At 44.1% G+C, this 19,332-nt stretch carries 15 protein-coding genes and 1 tRNA gene; 12 read left to right on the top strand and 4 right to left on the bottom strand.

Translation table 11 applies throughout. From position 1 onward, the window contains the following. The 4 genes from leuS to secG all read left to right on the top strand — a co-directional run. A partial coding sequence (gene leuS, locus HAT2_RS01960) for a leucine--tRNA ligase (RefSeq protein WP_147267482.1) occupies positions 1-2,318 on the top strand: 2,318 nt, incomplete at its 5' end. Between the two features lie 4 nt (positions 2,319-2,322). Next, complete coding sequence (trxB, locus tag HAT2_RS01955; protein WP_114544346.1) at positions 2,323-3,270, top strand: thioredoxin-disulfide reductase; 948 nt, start codon at positions 2,323-2,325, stop codon at positions 3,268-3,270. A gap of 149 nt (positions 3,271-3,419) precedes the next feature. Then, positions 3,420-4,889 carry a tetratricopeptide repeat protein gene (locus tag HAT2_RS01950; RefSeq protein ID WP_114544345.1) on the top strand — a complete coding sequence of 490 codons (1,470 nt, stop codon included), beginning with the start codon at positions 3,420-3,422 and terminating at the stop codon, positions 4,887-4,889. A gap of 48 nt (positions 4,890-4,937) precedes the next feature. After that, positions 4,938-5,297 (top strand): preprotein translocase subunit SecG, encoded by a 360-nt coding sequence (secG, locus tag HAT2_RS01945; RefSeq protein ID WP_114544344.1) that lies wholly within the window; start codon positions 4,938-4,940, stop codon positions 5,295-5,297. Between the two features lie 2 nt (positions 5,298-5,299). On the opposite strand, the gene HAT2_RS01940 is transcribed toward secG, so the two are convergent. Next, positions 5,300-6,067, bottom strand: a complete 768-nt coding sequence (locus HAT2_RS01940) for a class I SAM-dependent methyltransferase (protein WP_114544343.1) — start codon at positions 6,065-6,067, stop codon at positions 5,300-5,302. 87 nt (positions 6,068-6,154) lie between these two features. Between HAT2_RS01940 and HAT2_RS01935 the strand changes: the two genes are divergently transcribed. Genes HAT2_RS01935 through hflX form a run of 3 tightly spaced genes read left to right on the top strand, consistent with a single transcriptional unit; the run spans position 6,155 to position 8,770 of the window. Beyond that, positions 6,155-6,748 (top strand): hypothetical protein, encoded by a 594-nt coding sequence (locus tag HAT2_RS01935; RefSeq protein ID WP_114544342.1) that lies wholly within the window; start codon positions 6,155-6,157, stop codon positions 6,746-6,748. Between the two features lie 4 nt (positions 6,749-6,752). After that, complete coding sequence (locus HAT2_RS01930) at positions 6,753-7,535, top strand: MBL fold metallo-hydrolase (protein WP_114544341.1); 783 nt, start codon at positions 6,753-6,755, stop codon at positions 7,533-7,535. Next, positions 7,511-8,770 (top strand): GTPase HflX, encoded by a 1,260-nt coding sequence (gene hflX / locus HAT2_RS01925; protein WP_114544340.1) that lies wholly within the window; start codon positions 7,511-7,513, stop codon positions 8,768-8,770. Before HAT2_RS01930 ends, hflX begins: the two co-directional genes overlap by 25 nt. On the opposite strand, the gene HAT2_RS01920 is transcribed toward hflX, so the two are convergent. Then, positions 8,713-9,516: a prolipoprotein diacylglyceryl transferase gene (locus HAT2_RS01920; RefSeq protein WP_114544339.1), complete on the bottom strand. Its 804-nt coding sequence runs from the start codon at positions 9,514-9,516 to the stop codon at positions 8,713-8,715. The genes hflX and HAT2_RS01920 overlap by 58 nt on opposite strands. Positions 9,517-9,578: 62 nt before the next feature. Between HAT2_RS01920 and HAT2_RS01915 the strand changes: the two genes are divergently transcribed. Further along, a tRNA-Pro gene (locus HAT2_RS01915) sits at positions 9,579-9,653 on the top strand. 19 nt (positions 9,654-9,672) lie between these two features. Here the strand turns inward: HAT2_RS01915 and HAT2_RS01910 are convergent. Both HAT2_RS01910 and yidC read right to left on the bottom strand, forming a co-directional pair. Then, the gene (locus tag HAT2_RS01910) at positions 9,673-10,716 is read right to left on the bottom strand and encodes a DnaA ATPase domain-containing protein (RefSeq protein ID WP_114544338.1); all 1,044 of its coding nucleotides are present in this window, start codon (positions 10,714-10,716) and stop codon (positions 9,673-9,675) included. 78 nt (positions 10,717-10,794) lie between these two features. Next, positions 10,795-12,663, bottom strand: a complete 1,869-nt coding sequence (yidC, locus tag HAT2_RS01905) for a membrane protein insertase YidC (RefSeq protein WP_181860311.1) — start codon at positions 12,661-12,663, stop codon at positions 10,795-10,797. Between the two features lie 185 nt (positions 12,664-12,848). On the opposite strand from yidC, the gene HAT2_RS01900 reads away from it, so the two are divergent. The 4 genes from HAT2_RS01900 to gyrA all read left to right on the top strand — a co-directional run bounded on the left by HAT2_RS01900 (position 12,849) and on the right by gyrA (position 19,323). Then, the gene (locus HAT2_RS01900) at positions 12,849-14,024 is read left to right on the top strand and encodes an MBL fold metallo-hydrolase (protein ID WP_114544336.1); all 1,176 of its coding nucleotides are present in this window, start codon (positions 12,849-12,851) and stop codon (positions 14,022-14,024) included. 126 nt (positions 14,025-14,150) lie between these two features. Continuing rightward, a complete protein-coding gene (locus tag HAT2_RS01895) occupies positions 14,151-14,483 on the top strand; it encodes a DciA family protein (protein WP_114544335.1) in 333 nt (110 codons plus the stop codon). After that, positions 14,480-16,837: a DNA topoisomerase (ATP-hydrolyzing) subunit B gene (gene gyrB / locus HAT2_RS01890; RefSeq protein ID WP_114544334.1), complete on the top strand. Its 2,358-nt coding sequence runs from the start codon at positions 14,480-14,482 to the stop codon at positions 16,835-16,837. Before HAT2_RS01895 ends, gyrB begins: the two co-directional genes overlap by 4 nt. Before the next feature lie 26 nt (positions 16,838-16,863). Next, on the top strand, positions 16,864-19,323 hold the full coding sequence (gyrA, locus tag HAT2_RS01885; protein WP_114544333.1) for a DNA topoisomerase (ATP-hydrolyzing) subunit A: 2,460 nt from the start codon (positions 16,864-16,866) through the stop codon (positions 19,321-19,323). The last annotated feature ends 9 nt before the right edge of the window (positions 19,324-19,332 follow it).

Below are 19,332 nucleotides of genomic sequence, written 5' to 3'. Positions count from 1 at the left end.
TCAAAATGTGCGGATTTGATGATTTGCATCCCATGGGTTGGGATAGTTTCGGCTTGCCTGCTGAGCAATATGCTATTCGTACAGGGACACATCCTCGAGAAACTACAAAAATGAATATTAATGCCTTTAGGCGACAACTTCAGTCTATGGGCTATTCATACGATTGGGAGAGAGAGTGTGCAACATCTCATCCCGGTTTCTACAAGTGGACTCAGTGGATGTTTTGTCTCTTTCACCAAAAGGGACTCGCTTATGAAGCAGAAGTCCATGTGAACTATTGCCCCGAATTGCAAACGGTCTTGGCAAATGAAGAGATAGAGAATGGGTTAAGTAAGGAGGGTGAACATCCTGTTGTTCTGAAGCCTTTAAAGCAGTGGCTGTTGCGTATTACTACCTATGCCGAGCGATTGATCGATGATCTGGACTTATTGGATTGGCCAGAAGAAATTAAGAGCCAGCAACGATTTTGGATTGGAAAGAAAGAAGGGGCTGAGGTTTTTTTTCCTGTAGTGGGAAGGAAACTGTCTTTAAATGCCTTTACCACACGTCCGGAAACTCTTTTTGGGGTCTCTTACATCGCCTTATCGACGTGTCATCCCCTTGCAGACCAATTGGTTCATGAAAGTCGTAGAGGTTTACTTGAGGGTTATCGGCAAGAATGTTTAGCCAGTTCAAGGGGACAGATCACTTCTGGTTTGTTCCTAGGCGCTTATGCTGTCAACCCAGCTGATGGAGGGCAGGTTCCTATTTGGGTAGCTAGCTATGTTTTACCTCATGTAGGTTCTGGAATTGTAATGGGAGTACCGGCTCATGACGAGAACGATTACGCCTTTGCAAAAAGCAACAATTTGCCTATTAGAATTGTTGTCCAGGGAACTGCTCAGGAAGATTCTATGCCTTATGTTGGTATTGGCTCCTGTCTAGAGAGCTCTTCAGAATGGCTATGCCTAAATGGTCTAACTGTGTCACAGGCAAGGGAAACCGTACTAAAATGGTTGGAGGAGTATGACCATGGGCAAAAAAGAACCACCTACCGACTGAGGGATTGGCTGTTTTCTCGCCAGAGATATTGGGGCGAACCTATTCCGCTTCTCCATTTTGCAGATGGATCTACCCGAACCTTAACGCTAGATGAACTCCCTCTTCTTCCACCTCAGCTTCAATCCTATAGGCCTCCTAAAACGGGGTTAAGTCCTCTAGAATCTGACCCTCAATGGGTATTTATTCAGGATCCGAAGACTGGGTTGAGGGCTAGAAGAGAAACAAATACAATGCCTCAATGGGCGGGTTCTTGCTGGTATTTCCTTCGGTTTTGCGATCCTAGAAATGAAAGGGAGTTCTGCTCAAGACTTGCACAGAAGGCATGGATGCCTGTAGATACCTACATTGGGGGGGCTGAGCACGCTGTTTTACATCTGCTTTATGCGCGTTTTTGGCACAAAATTTTATTTGATTGCGGCTTAGTCGTGGACCCTGAGCCCTTTTTAAAATTGAAAAATCCAGGAATGGTTCTGGCCCCTTCTTTTAAAAAAGGAGGTGGAGCCTATGTCCCTGTTGATCAGGTTGATAATTACGGAAAAGATTATTTTCTGAGAGGGACAAAGGAAAAGTTGTCTTGTCAAATGGAGAAAATGGGGAAGTCGAAGTTGAATGGTGTATCCCCGGATGACTTGATGCAGGATTTTGGAGCAGATGCTTTAAGGCTTTACGTTGTTTTTATTGCTCCTCTTGAAAAGGAAAAGGTGTGGTCACAAGATGGTTTGTCCGGGTGTAAACGTTTCCTCAATCGAGTCTTTTCTTTTTGGGTAGAAGGGAAAATAATAGACCACCCCCTCGAAGAATTAACTGAGTTTGCTACGGTCTTTGCCAGGAATTTCCAAGGTATTCTCAAGGATTATGAAACGTGGTCTTTCAATACAATTGTCTCCAAATTGATGGAGATTGTGAATGCTGCAAAGAAAATTAATCTGTTCCCTCGAATTTGCTTTGAGATTTTTCTGAAACTTCTTTCTCCGTTAGCCCCCCATTTGACTGAGGAGATGTGGTCTCTTTTGGGGCATGTTTCTTTGCTCTGTGAACAAGATTTCCCATCTTTCGGGCCTTTTTGGGCCCCTTTTCTTAAGAGTGAGATGGTATCGGTTGTTGTCTGTGTAAACGGCAAAACAAGAACTGTTTTCTCATGTCCAAAAGGGAGCTCACAGGAATTCGTTCTTTCTCTTGCTCAGCAGGAGAAGAGTGTTCTTCGTTCTCTCCAAGGGGCAGAGGTGAAGCGAGTCGTTTTCGTGCAAGATAAAGTTTTGAATATATTAGTGGGTTGACGTCATGACTGTAGAAGAAGTCCCTGTAGCTGTCATTGGATCAGGTCCGGCTGCACATACCGCAGCGCTCTACCTCGGGAGAGCTCATCTCACTCCCCTTGTCTTTGCAGGATTTCAATCAGGTCCAGTGGGTGGGCAATTGATGATGACTACAGAGGTAGAAAATTTTCCAGGGTTTCCTGAAGGGATCACGGGGCCAGAACTGATGGTTAAGTTTCGTCTTCAAAGTGAAAAATTTGGAGCAAGGGTCCTAGAGGAAGATGTTATTTCTATTCAGGAAGAAGATAAGAAATTTCTAATACGTACAGATAAACAGTCTTTCTTAGCAAAAGGTGTCATTATTGCGACAGGAGCGACTGCTAAAAAATTGGATGTTCCTGGTGTCGATCAATTCTGGCAAAAGGGAATATCTGCTTGTGCGATTTGTGACGGTGCGCTTCCTCTTTTCCGTAACCAAGCTATTGCCGTAATCGGAGGGGGTGACTCTGCTATGGAAGAAGCTCTCTTTTTGACCCGTTTTGCGAGAAGGGTACATGTCATTCACCGAAGAGAGTCTTTCAGAGCTTCACCCATTATGGCCAAGCGTGTCCTTGAACATCCAAAGATTGAGGTCATTTGGAACTCGGTCTTAAAAAAGGTTGAAGGCGCTGGTAACTTGGAAACCGTTCATTTGGAAGATGTTAAATCAGGAACAGTTTCTCCTCTCCCTGTGAAAGGGCTTTTCTTTGCAATTGGGCATCGTCCAAATACTTCCTTTTTAGGCGATTTGATCGATTTAGATCATGTAGGGTATATTTCGGTCACTCCTGGAACCAGCCGGACAAGCCGAGAAGGCATATTTGCTGCCGGGGATGTGGTAGATCCCCACTACAGACAGGCCATTACAGCGGCAGGTTCTGGGTGTATTGCTGCTCTGGATTGCGAACGGTGGCTCGCCCCTAGGTTTCCTTAAGAGAGGTTCTTGGGTGGTGTGTTGGGATTTGGGGGGTCCTCTTCCCAAGTTCGGGCTTTTTTGTTAACATGATGATGTCCTGCTTTGAGTTTTTTGTTCTCTTTCCAGAGTTGGCTGACTTCTATTCTTAAAACTCTCACGAAGTTCCAATGTTTTTTTTCTCAAGATTCTTTCGTTCTGTCCTTTCAAAATGGCGTGCGGTTTTGTCCGTTTTCCTTTTGTCTGGGACTTACTGTTTCTGTTTATCTCCCAAAGGTGTAAGTGCCTGGACAGGAGGCAATCGGAAGATTGCCTTGGGTCTTTATGGTGAAGGCGAAGCCCTTTTGAAAATAGCCCTCAGTGAAAGCAAGAAAAGTCAGAGTCCCGAGGTGAAGAATCGCCTTGTTCACGTTATTTCCAATGACTTGGCTGCTTGTTTAGAAAAAAGGGGACGGCATGAAGAAGCCGCTAGGTTTTATCGTGCTATTGTGGAGCTTGCACGAAGGGGCTTCCAAGAGGTACAGGTTCATCATGTTAGTGCGTTGCGAGGCTTGATTCGTTGCCACTTAGTTCATTCTTTACCAACAAGTGAACTGGTTGAGTTGATGGACAAATGGCACCCTCAGGTACCTGCATCCTATTTCGTGGGGTCTACCTGGTTTCTTATGCCTTTTTGCTCTTCGTTTAGCGATCCAGAACCTTCGGTTGTAGCTTTTTTGAGCGATTTTTTTAATTTGAACCACTCTCAGGCAAAGGAGCTCCTTACTCTCGCTATTAAGTCGCCGTCTCATGTTTTGTTTTTTGAGATCGGAGAAAACTTTCTAACCAAGTTGAATTCTTTTGGGAAGTCCTTCTCCATGGATTTTCTGGTAAAAGATTTGATTAACTACACTAAGGGGCAGTCTCCTGTCATGCCCCCGTACAATCAAGACGCCCAGTGGGTCAGCAAGCATACCTGTGTTGCGTACGGTGTTGAGCCGAGGTGGATTGTACAGTGGAAGATGCTCTCTAATAGCAATGTAAAGCCCATACAAAAAGTGTCACAATTGGAACTGCTCATGACAGAAATGCCAATGACGACTCCTTTTAAAGAGGTGCGGGCTCGGTTTGCGCTTGAGAGAGGGATCTTGTGCACGTCTCTTGGAGAGGACAAAATGGCAAGGGACCTCCTTTTGCAGGCGTCTCGTTCTGACCAATACGGGCCTACTCGAACAACAGCCTCAGCAATGGGTTACATTTTAGGGCTTGCTGTTAACCAAAAGGATATTAATCTTTGTCGCAAGGCTTTTCGCCGAGCAGAGCGCCTCTATCTTTTCTCACCTAAGCTTCTGACGTTCTCTTTGGGGAATCTCTTTGTAGAATCTGCTGAACCGAGACTACTAGAGGGTATCGTTACCCTCATTCAAAATAGGGGTGGAGATCTTGCAGGCTGGTCTGTCCCACCTAAAGGGCTCATTTTATCCGCTTCGGGCAGTGTCCTTTTTTGGGAAGGTTTCGAAGACGATATTGTAGGTGCTCCTAAGCTCAAAACTGCGGTGAATGCTCTGAAAATCTTGTCTGGGAACGGGTTTTTTGGAAACCCGAAGAAAGGTTGGCTGGCGGATGCTTTATTGGGTCAAATACAGGACGATGACATTTAAAGAGAGTGTGTGGCGTAATTAGAGGAATTTCGTGGTGCCGGGGCTTTTATGCCCTGGTTGTTGGAGGGTGTTGCGCTGATGTTTCTTGAATGGAGTTATCCGTCTTGCCTGTCTGCTTATTTGGGTTTCGTGATCTTTCTCTCCGGAGTTATTCTTCTGCAAGAGAGCAAAGGTGGGGACGGCTTGGGAGGAGTGTCAAGTGGAGGTAATGCTCATCTTTTTCTTGGAACATCTGCTGCGGATGTTTTGAGGAAGGTGACGGGCTGGTCCATTTTCGTTTTCTTAATGGGCTGTATATTCCTTTCTGTTTGGACTTCGAAGCTCGAGCCTCCCTCTATTTTGGAGACGGGTGAAGTAGAAGTTTCGCCTCCTCAAGAACTTGCTTTGGAAGAAGAAAAGACGGAATGAAGCTAATACCTTTGAAAGACAAGTGCTGCGAACAGAGGGAATTCTTTTGCTGCTCTTGCCATTTTTTTATCTGTTCTGGAGCCGTTTTCATTTATCCATTCTTCAAAATTAATCAGTCGCAACCTGGCTTGACTTGCCCAATCAAAATAGGTGGAGAGTGGGACATGATAGCTCCAAGTAGCAGAGGATTGTTTTCCTTGGCTTGGTGTAGCCAAGATGGGGACTTCTAGGGAAGAGAGGTAGTAATCTACCCTTCTGAAGATCCGTTTTTGGTTAGTATCAACGCACCAATGGCTGTTTCTAGGGATTCGAAAGGCTGGATGGTTGATCACACATCCAAATTTTCCTCCGACATGGAGGTGCTTAGCTACGTTTTGGAAGACTGTTTGTCCATCTTTCATATTTTGTAGCGAAAAAAGGGCAAGGGCATGTGTAAAAATCTGCTGAAGGTCAAGACCTGTCTCTGTGGCATCTGCTTTAAGAAAGGAAAACTCCTTTCTTTTTTTTTTCTTCTGAGCAAAAGCTAAGAGTCGAGGGGACAAATCTATTCCTAGGTAAGAGGTATTTGAGAGAAGATAGCGAGTGACCACGCCCTCTCCACACCCTACGTCTAATAGAGAAAAGGGACCTTTGTCTTTTTTGTTCAGGAGTCCTATCAGTCCCAAAATTTTTGGGATAACGATTCGGTGCTGCTCATGTCCTTTTTCTCCAACAATTCGGTTGTACCATTCGCTAACATGTTCCCAAGAGGAACTTTCTTTTTTATCCATGGGCAGCCACAAAAATCATCTCCAACTGTAGAAGGGCTCTAGCGTATCATAAGGATGTCTTATCGGCAGCGATATAGAGGTTTCTTCATGTCTGATGATGCAGATGCAGAGGATCTTATTCCTCCTGACCATGCCAAAAGAAATGCTATAGCGATTGGCCTAGGGTGTGGGGTTGTCACTGCGTTCTTTCTTCTCTTCCTTTTCCAGTTTTATGGGAAGCAGGCCCTATATCTTGGTGGTTGTGTTTTGACTACTCCTGAAAGACTTCACCAAGTTCGCGCCTCTTACGTTTCAGTTGAAACAGGGACGAAAGAAAAATGGATCCTGAATAAGATTGAGTTCTCTTGCGATAATCTTGAAGAGGGAGCTTATACCAGAAACTTGCTACCGGAGGAGTATAGTGAACTGTTTTTATTGGTTAAGGAAGAAAATCCTCTTTCGGATCGATTTGCAAACACGATGGTATGGGAAGAGACTGCCGTTTCTGTCCGTTTGTATGTGTCTTCTTCAGATCAAGTCGATAAATCACCTCTTGTATATCAACAAATTGATTTCTCACCTGATGGAGCCTTGTTTCGAGTCTCTCTTCCTTTGACTTCTCTTCAAGCAAGGCCGAAATGGGTTTATTATCATTGTCCAGGTATCCTTAAATTGGTCAAAAAGAAATTTGCTTTTCGGTGAGACTATGGGTACATCTGTCACGATTCTTGGTTCTGGTAACGCCAGGGGAGTTCCTGTTGTTGGTTGTTCTTGTTCTGTCTGTCGATCATCTGAGCCCAAAAACCGTAGAGGTCGTACGGGTCTTCTCATTGAACATGAAGGAAAGAAACTATTAATTGATGCCTCACCAGATCTAAGAGAACAACTACTTCGTCACTCTATTACGAGGTTAAATGGTATCTGTTTAACACATTATCATTTCGACCATGTGGGAGGTTTGTTTGATCTGCTTCCCTTATGGAGATCTCAGGGGATGATCCCTTGTCTCTTATCTACAGCAACGCGAAAGCTGATCGAAAATGACGATGTCTGGTCTGTCTTTCTGAGAGAAGGCGCAATAGAGGTCCAGCTTTCTGAGCGCGTTGTTCTCAATTTTGCTGGCTTCCCTCCTATTCATTGCTCTTTTCATGAGCACAGTGGGCAGTTTGTTACAGCCTATCGCTTCGGTTCTTTTGCATTTGTGACAGATATCGCCGTATGGAACGAATCGACAGCCCATCTTCTTTCTCGTGCAGAAATGGCTTTTATTGGAGTAGGAGACTGGAGAAGAATCCGAAAGGCGCATTGTTCGATAGAAGAGGCTTTAAGTTATATAGGGGAGTTGAAACAGCTTAAAAAAGTGTATTTTACGCATCTCTCTCATCATGTTGATTACAATAAGATGGAGCTTCCTTTGGGAGATAAGGGAAACTTAGGTTGGGATGGCTTAAAAGTGGAGTTTACATGGAAGAGCGTAAGAGGGCCTTAACAGTTGGTCTTTTTGATCCACGCGGTGGGACAAGACTTGATGCGGAAGATTGCCTTGCCGAACTAGGGGAGCTGTTACGTTCCTGTGACATAGAGGTGGTAGACAAGACAATTTGCCCTCTTCGAGAAAGAAGTGCTTCTACATTGATTGGTTCTGGGCGTTTAAGAGATTTAGTCGTTGCAACGGGTGAATGGTCTGTTGATCTTGTCGTTTTTGACGAGGAGTTGACTCCAGCTCAGCAACGTAATTTGGAAAAAGCAATTGGTAAGCCTGTTCTTGATCGAACCGAAGTCATTTTAGAGGTGTTTGCTAGTAAAGCTCGAACGCATGAAGCAAAAGTTCAAGTTCAGTTGGCACAGATTCGTTATAGTATGCCTAGGCTAAAGCGCCTTTGGTGTCACCTTTCTCGACAAAAGGGTGGCGGTGTAAATCAAAAAGGAGAAGGAGAGACACAAATAGAACTGGATCGGCGTCTTTTGCGTAAAAGTGCTCAAAGACTAACAGAACAGTTAGAAGCTATCCAAATGGATCGTAAGGTTCTTCAAAAGCAACGTGAACGTTCCGGAATCTTTCATTTTGCACTTATTGGCTACACTAATGCTGGCAAATCCACCCTCATGAATCGCTTAACAGGTTCGTCTGTTTATGTTGAAGACAAACTATTTGCTACGTTGGATACAACAACTCGGCGCTTACTTTTGTCATCTAAACAAGAAGTATTAGTGACAGATACTGTTGGGTTTATTCGTAAGTTGCCCCACACCCTTGTTGCTGCTTTTCGTAGTACATTAGAAGGATCACTTGAGGCAGATTGTTTAATTCATGTTATCGATGGGTCTCATCCGTCCTTTCGTCAGCATATGGCAGCGACACATGATGTTTTGAGTTCTCTTTCTAAGAATGAGAAACGTCCCGTTTTAGTTGTTTTCAATAAAAGAGACATTTTTGAGGACCAAGTAGCGAAATACCAAGAAGAGTTTCCTGATGCGCTTTTCTGTTCTGTTAAGCAGGATCAGGGAATAGACTTGCTTTTGCATAAAATGGAGGTATACGCCAGTCGTGCCCATCAGGTTATTTGGTTGTCTATTCCACCTAATCGGTATGACTTAGTTGCAAAGCTACATTCTTTGGGAGCCATACGCAAACAAACAGTAGACCAAGAAGGGATACACCATCTCTATGTTTCTTTATCTGAAGAACAGGAAGCCTTATATAAAGACTTTCTTCTGAGTTGAAAGAGTAGTCCTAGACAGATAAAGACTAGGGATAGCCATTGCCCCAATGAAGGGAACCCTCTTTCTGAATCTTCCTTCAGAAATTCTAAAACAAAGCGGATACATCCTAAGGTCAAGCAAAGCCTTCCGAAGAACATGCCTTGGGGAGACTTCTTGTCTGTTATCTTCTGAACAAGAAAATAACCCAGACTATAACCAAATATTTCATATAACTGCACTGGGTGGACAGGATGAATTTGTCGTGGGTACTCCGCGTACTTGAAGATAATACCCAGACAGCTTGTGGTTTTTAATCCAAGTACTTCGTGATTAAAAAAATTCCCTAAACGGGTAAAAACCAGACACGGTAAGAGAGAAAGACTGATCCAATCGAGAAGGAGAAACAAAGATACACCAGCAGGCTGATATGTGAAATGCCCTAGAACGGCTCCTCCCAAAGCGAAAAGCCCTCCTGCTTGTCCAACTAAACCGCCTTCTTCTAGAGAAAAGAGGTCGAAACAAGCGAAATGTCGTTTTGTTTCTAACAAAAGTCCCATTCGGGCACCTACTAGGAAAAAAAGAAAGAAAAACACTTTCATTTGATCTCTATAGGGAGATAGCTGTAAGTGTGCTGTCTGCCGATCAAAGCAGAGAAAAGCCATTATCCATCCGAGACAAAGAAAAAGACTGTACCATCTCACTTGTAGGCCTTGCCAGCAGAGACAAAGAGGATGAACGGACCAGGTAAAATAAGTCGTATTGTTCATCCAAAGAAATCCCTTTGCTAATGACGCGAAAAGTCGTGAAGAATACAATGTGGAGGTTTTTCCGGAGTATAGCGCAGTTTGGTTAGCGCGGCTGCTTTGGGAGCAGCAGGTCGGGGGTTCGAATCCCTCTACTCCGAAAGCGTCTTGCTCCTTCTCTTAGGAGGGGAGGGATCTTTTGATTTGTTCGATTTGTTGTTGCAGTTCTTCATCTGTTGATAGAAGTTCTGAAATGGTTTTGCAGCTGAGGGAGACGGTTGTGTTATCTCTGCCGAAGGCATGGCCAATTTTTTGCATAGGAAGATGTAAGAGAGTACGGCACAAGTACATGGCGATGCGTCGAGGGATAGCGATAGATTTTTTCTGTGATGGGCCTAGAAGAGCGTTTTGTTCGATACGAAAGTGCGAGGAAACACTTTTTAAAATGTCTTGAAAGTTAACAGCAGGCCTTTGAAGGGCTGTCTCTTTGAAGAGAGTTTCTAGCTCTTGGCCTTTGATTCTTCTTGTGGGTAGCGTGTCTAACCAGTGAGTTAGTTTTTTCATGTCTTGTCCGAAGATTTTAGCTAATTTCGGATAAACAGTTTGTTCGGCTCTGAATCCTTTACATTCTAAAATTGTTTTTAAGTGCTTCCCTTGTTCTTCTTCTGTAAAACGTGTCATGGGTACCAAAAGTCCCCATTCGAATCGGCTAATTAGACGGTTTTCAACAGCGACCAACTGGTGAGGCGCTATCTGAGAAGAGAGAATAATCTGTTTGCCTTCTGTGCGAAGGGTATTGAAAGCATGAAAAAACTCTTCTTGAATCCTCCACCTATCGCTTAAATCGGAGATTTCATCGATCATCAAGACAGAGCAAGAGCGTAACTCGTGCTGAAATTCGTTCAAGCACTCTGAACGAATGGCTCGCAGAACAGCGCCAGTGAAAGCATCGCAGGTTGCATAAAGAACCTGATAGGATTTTTTTCTAAGAGAAGCAGCCGTCCCAATCATAAGGTGCGTTTTGCCGCATCCGGAAGGTCCCCATAAATAAATCGGATTGAAGAAGCCGAGTTGAGGCTCATTTTCCTCAAGCAGACTCTCGAATAGCTTCCGGGCAAACACATTTCCTTCTGCACCAAAAAAATCAGAAAGAAGATAGGTGGGTTCCTTACTGGTTAGATCCGAGAGAATCGACTCAACCAAACGCCGTTTGGTTGATTTCATGTCAGAGCCCCCTTTGGGAGAACGCTAAGAAGGGACAAGCCTAGCACTAAACTCCCCACATCAACAAGAAGAAGTGTATCAATTCAGCTTCTGCCTCCTTGTTAAGGCCTGCTGGGCCATGCCTAAAAGGATAGAAGACATCCAGTAAATATTAAGACCGGCAGGAAACTTATAGAACATACACAGGAACAAACTTGTCATGATCAAAGTAGGTGTCCTTTTTTGTTGTGTCCCTTCCATTGCCCAACGTTGCTGAATGTACATAGAAAACGCTAAGCAAATAGGAAGAAGATGAATTTGGTTTCCGATGATAGGCAGGACAGGGTAAGACCACGATACGAGGACATCAGGAGCGGCTAAGTTATCAATCCAACCAGGTACGACACTAGCACCTCTTAATTCGAAACTGGATTTGAGAACCTCAAACATGCCCAAAAGGAAGGGCATCTGTGCTAACAAAGGCAGTAGACCAAGGATGGGGTTAATTTTATGCTGCTTGTAGAGAGCAAAAATCTCAGCTTGAGCCTTATGGGGGATGTCCCTGTACTGCTCTTGAATAGCTTGCACTTGTGGGGCCAGTCGCCTGACCTTTTCCATTGAGCGAAAGGCCCAAGCGTTAAAAGGGTACAGAACAATTCTTAAGAAGAGAGTGAGCAGAACAATGGCTAACACCCACGATCCAGTGAAAGCATGAAAACGTGGAAGTAAATAAGCGAGCAATTTGGAAAAGGGTGAAGAAATTTTGCTGAACCAACCTTGGGAACTCCAATTGCAACAATAAGAAGGGGTTATGGGGTGCTGGATTGGATGCACTTTTTCGTCCACTTCTCTCAGGATCCTCTCCCATAGGGGCCCTGCGAAGACACGCACCTCGTAAGAGCCTGTTTGATTCGGTAGAGGAAGTGCTACCTGGTAGCCTGGAGCAAATCCTTTGTTCGCATGTCTTGGCATAAGAGAAAGTCTTGTCGGAGCCACTTCTGAAGGGACCATTTGTAGGCGAAACCCTGAAGGGGCAAAGGACAAAGGTTCTAAAATGAGTCCAAAAAAGTTATTTCCATTGCTTACCCACTGCAAGTTCAAATTGTTAAGAGTAGCATGTGTTTTGGGTAGCGAAACATTTTCGAAAGCAGAAAGATTACCCTTAATATGGCGGAACTGTACCCGAGGAGAGGGCTGATTCGATAAGATTTCTGTCTCCGGAATTCCAGAAGTCATCCATAGCCCTCGGCAGTCCCCTTCCAGTTCAATTTTTGCTGATAACAAGTAAGGAGAGTCTTCCAACTGAAAGATTCGACGAATCTTTCTCGTTGGACCAGTATGTATGAGAACAATTTCATCTTTAGTGTGAGAAAGTACTGAATAATGTAGCTGGCTCAAATCTTCATAATCCGAGAAAAGAGCAAGGGCATTGGTGTAATGCGGCAAAAAGATCTTTTGAGAAGGAAGGCTTCTTCGAATGAGAGGGTGGTATTGGACAACATGAGGGGGTCCCTTCATTAAAGCTCCCTCTTTTTGGAGAGGAAAAGAAGCATCTTCTGGAGAGAAGCTAGACACCCACTTGTCTATTTCGACAGGACGAACTGCATAGATATTATTCTTTTCTTCCTTCTGGATCAACGGAAGATTTATCTCTTTTAGGCTCCCCCCTTTGGTACTGACAACAATTTGAAAGAACCCGTTTTCCAAAACCAGAAGTGTCTCTTTTGATCTTTCTTCCTCATTGTTCAAAAAAACGGGTTGCTCCATCTTCTCACTTGGAGAAGACAAGGCCGTGCTCGTAGGAAGGAATTCCATTGAAACGTTCGCGAGGCTTTTCTCAGAAGCCACGACCCTGTCGGGTTGGGCTTTGGAGTGTCCCCAATAGGGTAGAAACCAGTTGGAAACCAGTAAGGAGATGCTTAGAGCAAAAGCAATTCTTAATGCTTGCCGATGATCAGACTGAGACACGCAAAACTCCTTGTTGTTTCTCATCACGAAGAGTTTAGCATGGTACTAGGCAACTGTGCAATTTGGGATCAAAGCTCTTGACTTCAGGGCAAGCGATTAGGACTGAAATTTTTTTGTCTTGGAGTAACAGGTGTGCACGTTATAGTGACCGACCAACGGAGGCTGTGGAGATAGAAGGATAGTCAGTGAGTGAAAGGCGAAAAGTATTGGTGTGTGATGCTTTCCCTGGTTCTGAGGAGCGCATCTCCAGTCAGGCTTGGTTCACAAAGAAAAGATTAAGTAAATTCCTCTTTTCTTTGCGTTCCTATTTCCCTTCTTGGAAGTTATGGATTCGGCGTTTCAAATCAGAGGGTATTGCGAATATTTATTCTCCTCCTGATGACACCTTTTCCACTTTTAGGAAAGTATGTGACCTTTCTATATGGGTTTTTCATACAAGTAAGCTCTGCTTTGCAGAGCGTTTTATGGGGCGTAAATCTTTAGAAAAGCGTCTGTTTCGGAGATTAAGAGCTCGATGTCGGTCTTTTTCAGTGCATTTGGATCAACCCTTTGTTTCTTGGATCGGGCATTCAACTTTTTTCTTAAAAGTCTGCGGCATTACTTTGCTCACTGACCCCATTTGGTCTTATCGAGCAGGTTTTCCTTCTTGGCCAGGACTTAGTCGTTCTTGCCTGCCTCCAGTTAGTTTAGATGTTTTAGGTGGGGCTGATCTTGTTCTGATTAGTCACAATCATCCGGATCACCTAGATATGCAAACTATTGCCCATCTTTCTAAACTGCGTCCAAACTCTTGTTTGGTTGTACCGAAAGGGGTAGGGGAGTGTGTCGCTTCTTTTGGCTTGGATTGTATTGAACTTGCTTGGGGAGAGGAGTGTCGTATTCCCTTCACTGAACAGGGAGCGGTCGTGAATGTTACGAGTGTGCCTGCTATTCATAACTCGGGGCGTGGCTTGTTAGATCGAAACATGTCCATGTGGTGTGGGTGGATTTGTCGTTTTCAAAGACGATCTGAAAAGAAAAAAACCCTTTATTATGTGGGCGACACCGCTTTTTCTGAAGGGCTTTTCCAGAGTATCGGGCGTCGATTTGGGTCCATTGACCTTTCTCTAGTTCCTGTAGGGGCTTATCTTCCAAGATCTCTTTTAGGGCAGAATCATATCAGCCCAAGAGAGGCTGTGGCGATTCATAAACTTGTACTTTCAAAAAAAAGCATTGGTTGTCACCATTCCACGTTCCGTCTGAGTGATGTCGTGGCAGAAGAGCGTGCTCTTCTGGAAGATTTGGAAAGTGGTCTTCGTGATTATCAGGTTTCCCCTTGTGAGTTTTTCCTATGTCCAGTCGGGCACTGGTTCAATTGGTGAAAAGCGTTAGGTGTACAGATTAAGGGGGGCAAGAGCTGCTCTGGTGGTGTTCGGAGATTGAGTTTAAATTTGAAGTGGATCTTCAGGTGAGTTGTAACGCAGGAGCTTCTATGTTCGGACTTACAAGTGGGTGAAGAGAAAAATCCTTCAGATGGAGATGAGAACTTCAAGTACACCCTTCAACAGTATCTTTTCTCCTTGCAAAGACGCTGTGAAAGGAATGATACGGTTTTTCAGGTTTCTGGTGTATGGTTGGAGGTCGTGGGGGAGCGCCTTTTTGCGCGAACGTGTGTCTTGTCGTGTTCTTCCGGGATCCTTGTGATTGGTGTAAGGGATTTCGTCACCTTTCAAGAGTGTACTCTTTTCCGTGAGCGTTATCTTCATCGGATTGGTGTACTCGCAGCTCATCTAGAAGTCAAAAAAATAGTCGTAAGGATGAAAAGGGGATTATCTACATGACTCAGCGATACGATGCCAGTTCGATTACTGTTCTGGAGGGGATTCAGGCCGTCCGAGAACGTCCTGGTATGTACATCGGAGATACCGGTTCTGCTGGGTTGCATCAACTTCTTTATGAAGTTTTGGATAATTCGATTGATGAGGCTGTTGCAGGTTTTTGCACGAATATCCATGTGACTCTGCTCAAAGATGGCGGCGTTGTAGTCGAAGATAATGGAAGAGGCATTCCGATTGACAACCATGAAAGAGAATCCAAGAAACAGGGCAGAGTGGTCTCTGCTCTGGAAGTTGTTCTTACTGTTTTGCATGCAGGAGGTAAGTTCGATAACAACACTTACAAGGTGTCAGGGGGCCTTCATGGGGTTGGGGTTTCTTGCGTGAATGCCTTGTCAGAACGCTTCCTCGTTCAGGTTTGTCGAGATCAGAAAATCTATGAAATGGAATTTTCGAAAGGAGTCCCTCTCGGTACACTTAAGCAGATTGGCTCAACAAATTTTCGTGGCACAAAGGTTATGTTTTGGCCAGACAAGAGTCTATTTTCTGCTACGGAATACGATAAAAATGTTGTTTTGCGCCGTATCCGAGAACTGGCCTTTTTAAATGGTGGAATCAGGATCGATTTTTCGGACAACAGAAAAGAAGAAGAAACGGTTTCTTTTTTTTATGAGGGGGGGTTGGGAGAATTTGTCTCTTTTTTGGATTCTGATAAAGAGCCCCTCTTTTCTACTCCTCTTGTTTTTTCTGGAACACGTGAAACAGAAAGTGGTTCTATCCAGGTCGATATTGCTTTACGCTGGAATACCTCTTGCTCCGAAACAATTGTGTCTTATGCAAACAATATTTGCACAAAACAAGGTGGCAGTCATGTGACTGGTTTTTGTACGGCCTTGACAAGAGTTTTGAACAACTGGATGAAACGATCTGGTGTCAGTAAGTTCGAGAAACATCAAGTGACAGGGGAGGATGCTCGTGAAGGATTGACAGCCGTGATCTCCGTTAAGCTACCTAACCCTCAATTTGAAGGTCAAACCAAGCAAAGATTAAGCAATGCAGAAGTTTCTTCTTTCGTCCAACAACTTACAGGTGACTTATTAACTAATTTTCTAGAAGAACATCCTCCAATTTCGAGACAAATTTGTGAAAGGGCGATCCTTTCCGCTCAGGCTCGTGAGGCTGCTCGCAAAGCTAGGGACCTCGTTTTACGCAAATCCGCTTTGGATGGAGCACGCCTTCCAGGCAAACTAATTGATTGTCAAGAGCGTGATCCCAATTTGTGTGAGATCTACATTGTAGAGGGCGATTCAGCTGGTGGCTCGGCAAAGATGGGGCGTGACAGAAGATTTCAAGCTGTTTTGCCTGTTCGAGGGAAAATTCTTAATGTTGAGAAAGCAAGGTTAGACAAAGTACTACAAAATCAGGAAGTTCGAGCCTTAGTAGCTTCTTTAGGGTGCGGGATCGGGGATCAATCTTTTAACCTTGCTCGTTTGCGTTACAAAAAAATCATTATTATGACTGACGCAGATGTGGATGGATCGCACATTCGAACTTTGTTGCTTACGTTTTTTTATCGTTACATGAGGCCTTTATTAGAAGAGCAGCACATCTACATTGCGCTTCCTCCCTTATTCCGTATGAGTCGTCAGAAACGAGCACAATATATTCATTCAGAAAGTGAAATGAGTCGTTCTCTGATAGATTTTTCCTTGGAAGAGGTGATACTTTCGAATGCAGAAGGTGTTCAATTGTCTTCTGCCGAAAAGAGGAAATTAATAGAACATGTCATGACATTAGAACAATTTTCTCTCTTTTGTGAGAGGAATGCTGTCCCTTTCCTGAAAGTTCTTAAGGAGGTCGAAGAAAAAGGCTCCATCCCAAGACGTGCGACTGTTGCATCAGGTGGGAGAGTGACTTTTTTTCATGGTGAAGAACCCTTTGAAGAGGAGAGCAGTTTACTCTCTTGTGTTGATCTTGGACGTTTAGCAGAAGTTCAAGAACATCTTTCTTCTTTTTCCCTCGATGTTTGTAGTTTTTTATTAGACGACAGGAAACTTTTCGAAATAACAGTTTCTCAAGAAATGACGCCTCTTTACACCCTAAAGAGCCTTCTAGATCAATTAAAAGAAATCGGTCGCCGAGCTGTTACCGTTCAAAGATACAAGGGTCTTGGAGAAATGAACGCAGATCAGTTGTGGGAGACGACGATGGACCCGAAAAAAAGAACCCTTGTGCGTGTTTCGATCCAGGACGCAGAAGAAGCTGAAATGATGTTTAATGTTCTGATGGGAGAGGAAGTCCCTCCTCGTCGTGCTTTTATCGAAAAGCACGCTTTAGCTGTTAAAAATCTGGATGTTTAACGCCATTTTCTAATCGGAGGCTTTTAATGACGACTGAAGAAAGGCATGAATCTATTGTTCTGAACAGCCTCGAAAACGAGTTGCGCGAGAACTATATGCGGTATTCCATGTCTGTGATCATTTCGCGAGCTCTTCCAGACGTACGTGATGGACTAAAACCGTCTCAACGCAGAATTTTGTACGCTATGAAACAGCTTTCTCTCGGCCCTTCGAGTAAGCATCGGAAATGTGCTAAGATCTCTGGAGATACATCTGGCGATTATCATCCGCATGGTGAGCAGGTTATTTACCCTACTCTCGTACGCATGGCACAGTCGTGGTCTATGCGTTATCGTCTCATTGATGGACAAGGTAACTTTGGTTCCATTGACGGAGATGCACCTGCCGCCATGCGTTACACAGAAGCACGTATGACACAGTTCGCTCTGTTCCTCATGGAGGATCTAGATAAGCATACTGTTGATATGTTGCCCAACTATGATGAAACGACGTATGAGCCCTCTGTTCTTCCTGCTAAAATTCCAAATCTTCTAGCTAATGGAAGCTCTGGAATTGCTGTCGGCATGGCCACAAACATCCCTCCTCACCATCTGGGGGAGTTGGCTCGAGCTGCACGTTTGGTCTTAGAAAAAGGAGTGGCTGTCCCTTTAGAGGATATTTTAGCAATCATGCCGGGTCCCGATTTTCCGACTGGAGGCTTGATTTGTGGCCACGAGGGCATTCACCTCAGTTACCGGAATGGGCGTGGAAAAATCATTGTGCGCGCCAAATATCATTTTGAAGAAACTTCTTCAGATCGAACAGCTATTGTTATCGAACAGCTTCCTTATGGCGTTAATAAATCTAGGTTGGTTGAGCAAATTGCTCACCTTGTAGAAGAAAAGCAAGTGACGGCCATTTCTGATATTCGTGATGAATCTGACAAAGATGGTATTCGTGTTGTGGTTGATGTCAAGAGAGGAGAGTCAGCTGAGGTCGTTGTCAATCAATTATGGAAGCTGTCTGATATGCAAGTTACATTTGGATGTAGCTTGCTTGTTCTTGATCGGGGAATGCCTAGGACACTTGGTATTCGAGAAATCATACAGTGTTGGATTGAGCATCGTATTGAAGTCATTCGTCGCCGTAGCCGTTTTGAACTTGGCAAGGCGGAAGAGCGTGCGCACCTTTTAGAAGGTTATATCAAGGTTATCGAACATTTGGACCAAGTGATTCGCCTTATTAAAGAGAGTCCAGACAAAGAAAATGCTATTCAAAGCGTATCCTCCTTGTTACAACTCTCGAAGAAGCAGGCTCAAGCCATTCTTGATTTGCGTCTTTATCAGCTCACTAGCCTTGAAAAGGAAAAAATCTATTCAGAGCATGCTAATCTTTTAAAGAAAATCTCCTGTTTTCAAAATTTGCTTTCGAGTACGGAAGCTGTGAAGGACTTGATCAAGGAAGAGTTGATTCAAATCGAAAAGCTCGATTCTGCCCCGAGAAGAACGGAAATAGTTGCCAATTACGAAGAATTATCATGTGAAGACTTATTACCGAATGATCCCATTGTTGTAACTGTTTCTACAGACGACTACCTCAAGAGGATGCCTATTGCCACTTTCCGTCAACAGAGGAGGGGCGGGCATGGCGTTTCTGGCTTACAATTGAGAAATGAAGATGAGTCCCTTAAAGACGTTGTGATTGCTATGTCGCATGACCATTTGTTGGTCTTCACGAATTTTGGCCGATGTTATTGGCTAAGATGTTGGCAAATTGCCGAATGTAGTCGTCGTTCAAGGGGAAAGCCTCTTATCCAGATTTTGGAAGATCTTCAAAAGGGAGAATGCGTTGCAGCTATGCTTGCCGTTTCTTCTTTTGATCTACCTCTCCATGTTCTCTTATGCACAAAGATGGGGATTGTCAAGAAAACGGAACTAGCTTCCTTTAACAGTCGTAGAAGGAAGGGGGTAACCGGCATTTTAATCGGTAAGGGAGACGTTTTGATCAGTGCTAAGCTTGTTCCTGAAGGGGATCAGGTCATGCTATTTACGAAGTTAGGCATGGCTGTGCGCTTTGCTGAATCCGAAATTCGAGCAATGGGACGTGCTACAAGGGGTGTGCGTGGTGTTCGGTTACGTGATCATTCCGATCAAGTTGTAGGATGCGAAGTTGTCTCTGGATTTGAGAGCGTATTGGTGGTCTGTAAAAACGGATTTGGGAAAAGATCTCCTGTTTCTAGTTTCCGGCATGCAAGTCGGGGAGGAATTGGGGTGCGCTCTATCGTTACAAGTGAACGTAATGGTGAAGTAGTGAGTGCTTTGAAGGTGTCTGGAGATGATGATAGTGTGCTGATCATGACGAAGACTGGGCATGCGATTCGTATTCGAGCAGGTGACGTTCGTATTATGGGAAGAAATACACAAGGAGTTCGTTTAGCTCATCTGAAAGAGAACGATCCAGTTGTTGCCGTTCAGAGAACATACGTTGCAAATGTGGAGTCTTCTTAAATTCTGATT

Origin of the sequence: Candidatus Similichlamydia laticola, from assembly GCF_003339615.1 — a bacterium.
Classification (GTDB): Bacteria; Chlamydiota; Chlamydiia; order Chlamydiales; family Parilichlamydiaceae; genus Similichlamydia; species Similichlamydia laticola.
This window is presented reverse-complemented; position numbering and strand designations above follow the sequence as displayed.

What these genes read in the sequence shown, in the direction of transcription:
- trxB (WP_114544346.1), top strand. Translation starts at nt 2,323, where the DNA reads ATGACTGTAGAAGAAGTCCCTGTAGCTGTCATTGGATCAGGTCCGGCT.
- HAT2_RS01950 (WP_114544345.1), top strand. Translation starts at nt 3,420, where the DNA reads ATGTTTTTTTTCTCAAGATTCTTTCGTTCTGTCCTTTCAAAATGGCGT.
- secG (WP_114544344.1), top strand. Translation starts at nt 4,938, where the DNA reads ATGCCCTGGTTGTTGGAGGGTGTTGCGCTGATGTTTCTTGAATGGAGT.
- HAT2_RS01940 (WP_114544343.1), bottom strand. Translation starts at nt 6,067, where the DNA reads ATGGATAAAAAAGAAAGTTCCTCTTGGGAACATGTTAGCGAATGGTAC.
- HAT2_RS01935 (WP_114544342.1), top strand. Translation starts at nt 6,155, where the DNA reads ATGTCTGATGATGCAGATGCAGAGGATCTTATTCCTCCTGACCATGCC.
- HAT2_RS01930 (WP_114544341.1), top strand. Translation starts at nt 6,753, where the DNA reads ATGGGTACATCTGTCACGATTCTTGGTTCTGGTAACGCCAGGGGAGTT.
- hflX (WP_114544340.1), top strand. Translation starts at nt 7,511, where the DNA reads ATGGAAGAGCGTAAGAGGGCCTTAACAGTTGGTCTTTTTGATCCACGC.
- HAT2_RS01920 (WP_114544339.1), bottom strand. Translation starts at nt 9,516, where the DNA reads ATGAACAATACGACTTATTTTACCTGGTCCGTTCATCCTCTTTGTCTC.
- HAT2_RS01910 (WP_114544338.1), bottom strand. Translation starts at nt 10,716, where the DNA reads ATGAAATCAACCAAACGGCGTTTGGTTGAGTCGATTCTCTCGGATCTA.
- gyrB (WP_114544334.1), top strand. Translation starts at nt 14,480, where the DNA reads ATGACTCAGCGATACGATGCCAGTTCGATTACTGTTCTGGAGGGGATT.
- gyrA (WP_114544333.1), top strand. Translation starts at nt 16,864, where the DNA reads ATGACGACTGAAGAAAGGCATGAATCTATTGTTCTGAACAGCCTCGAA.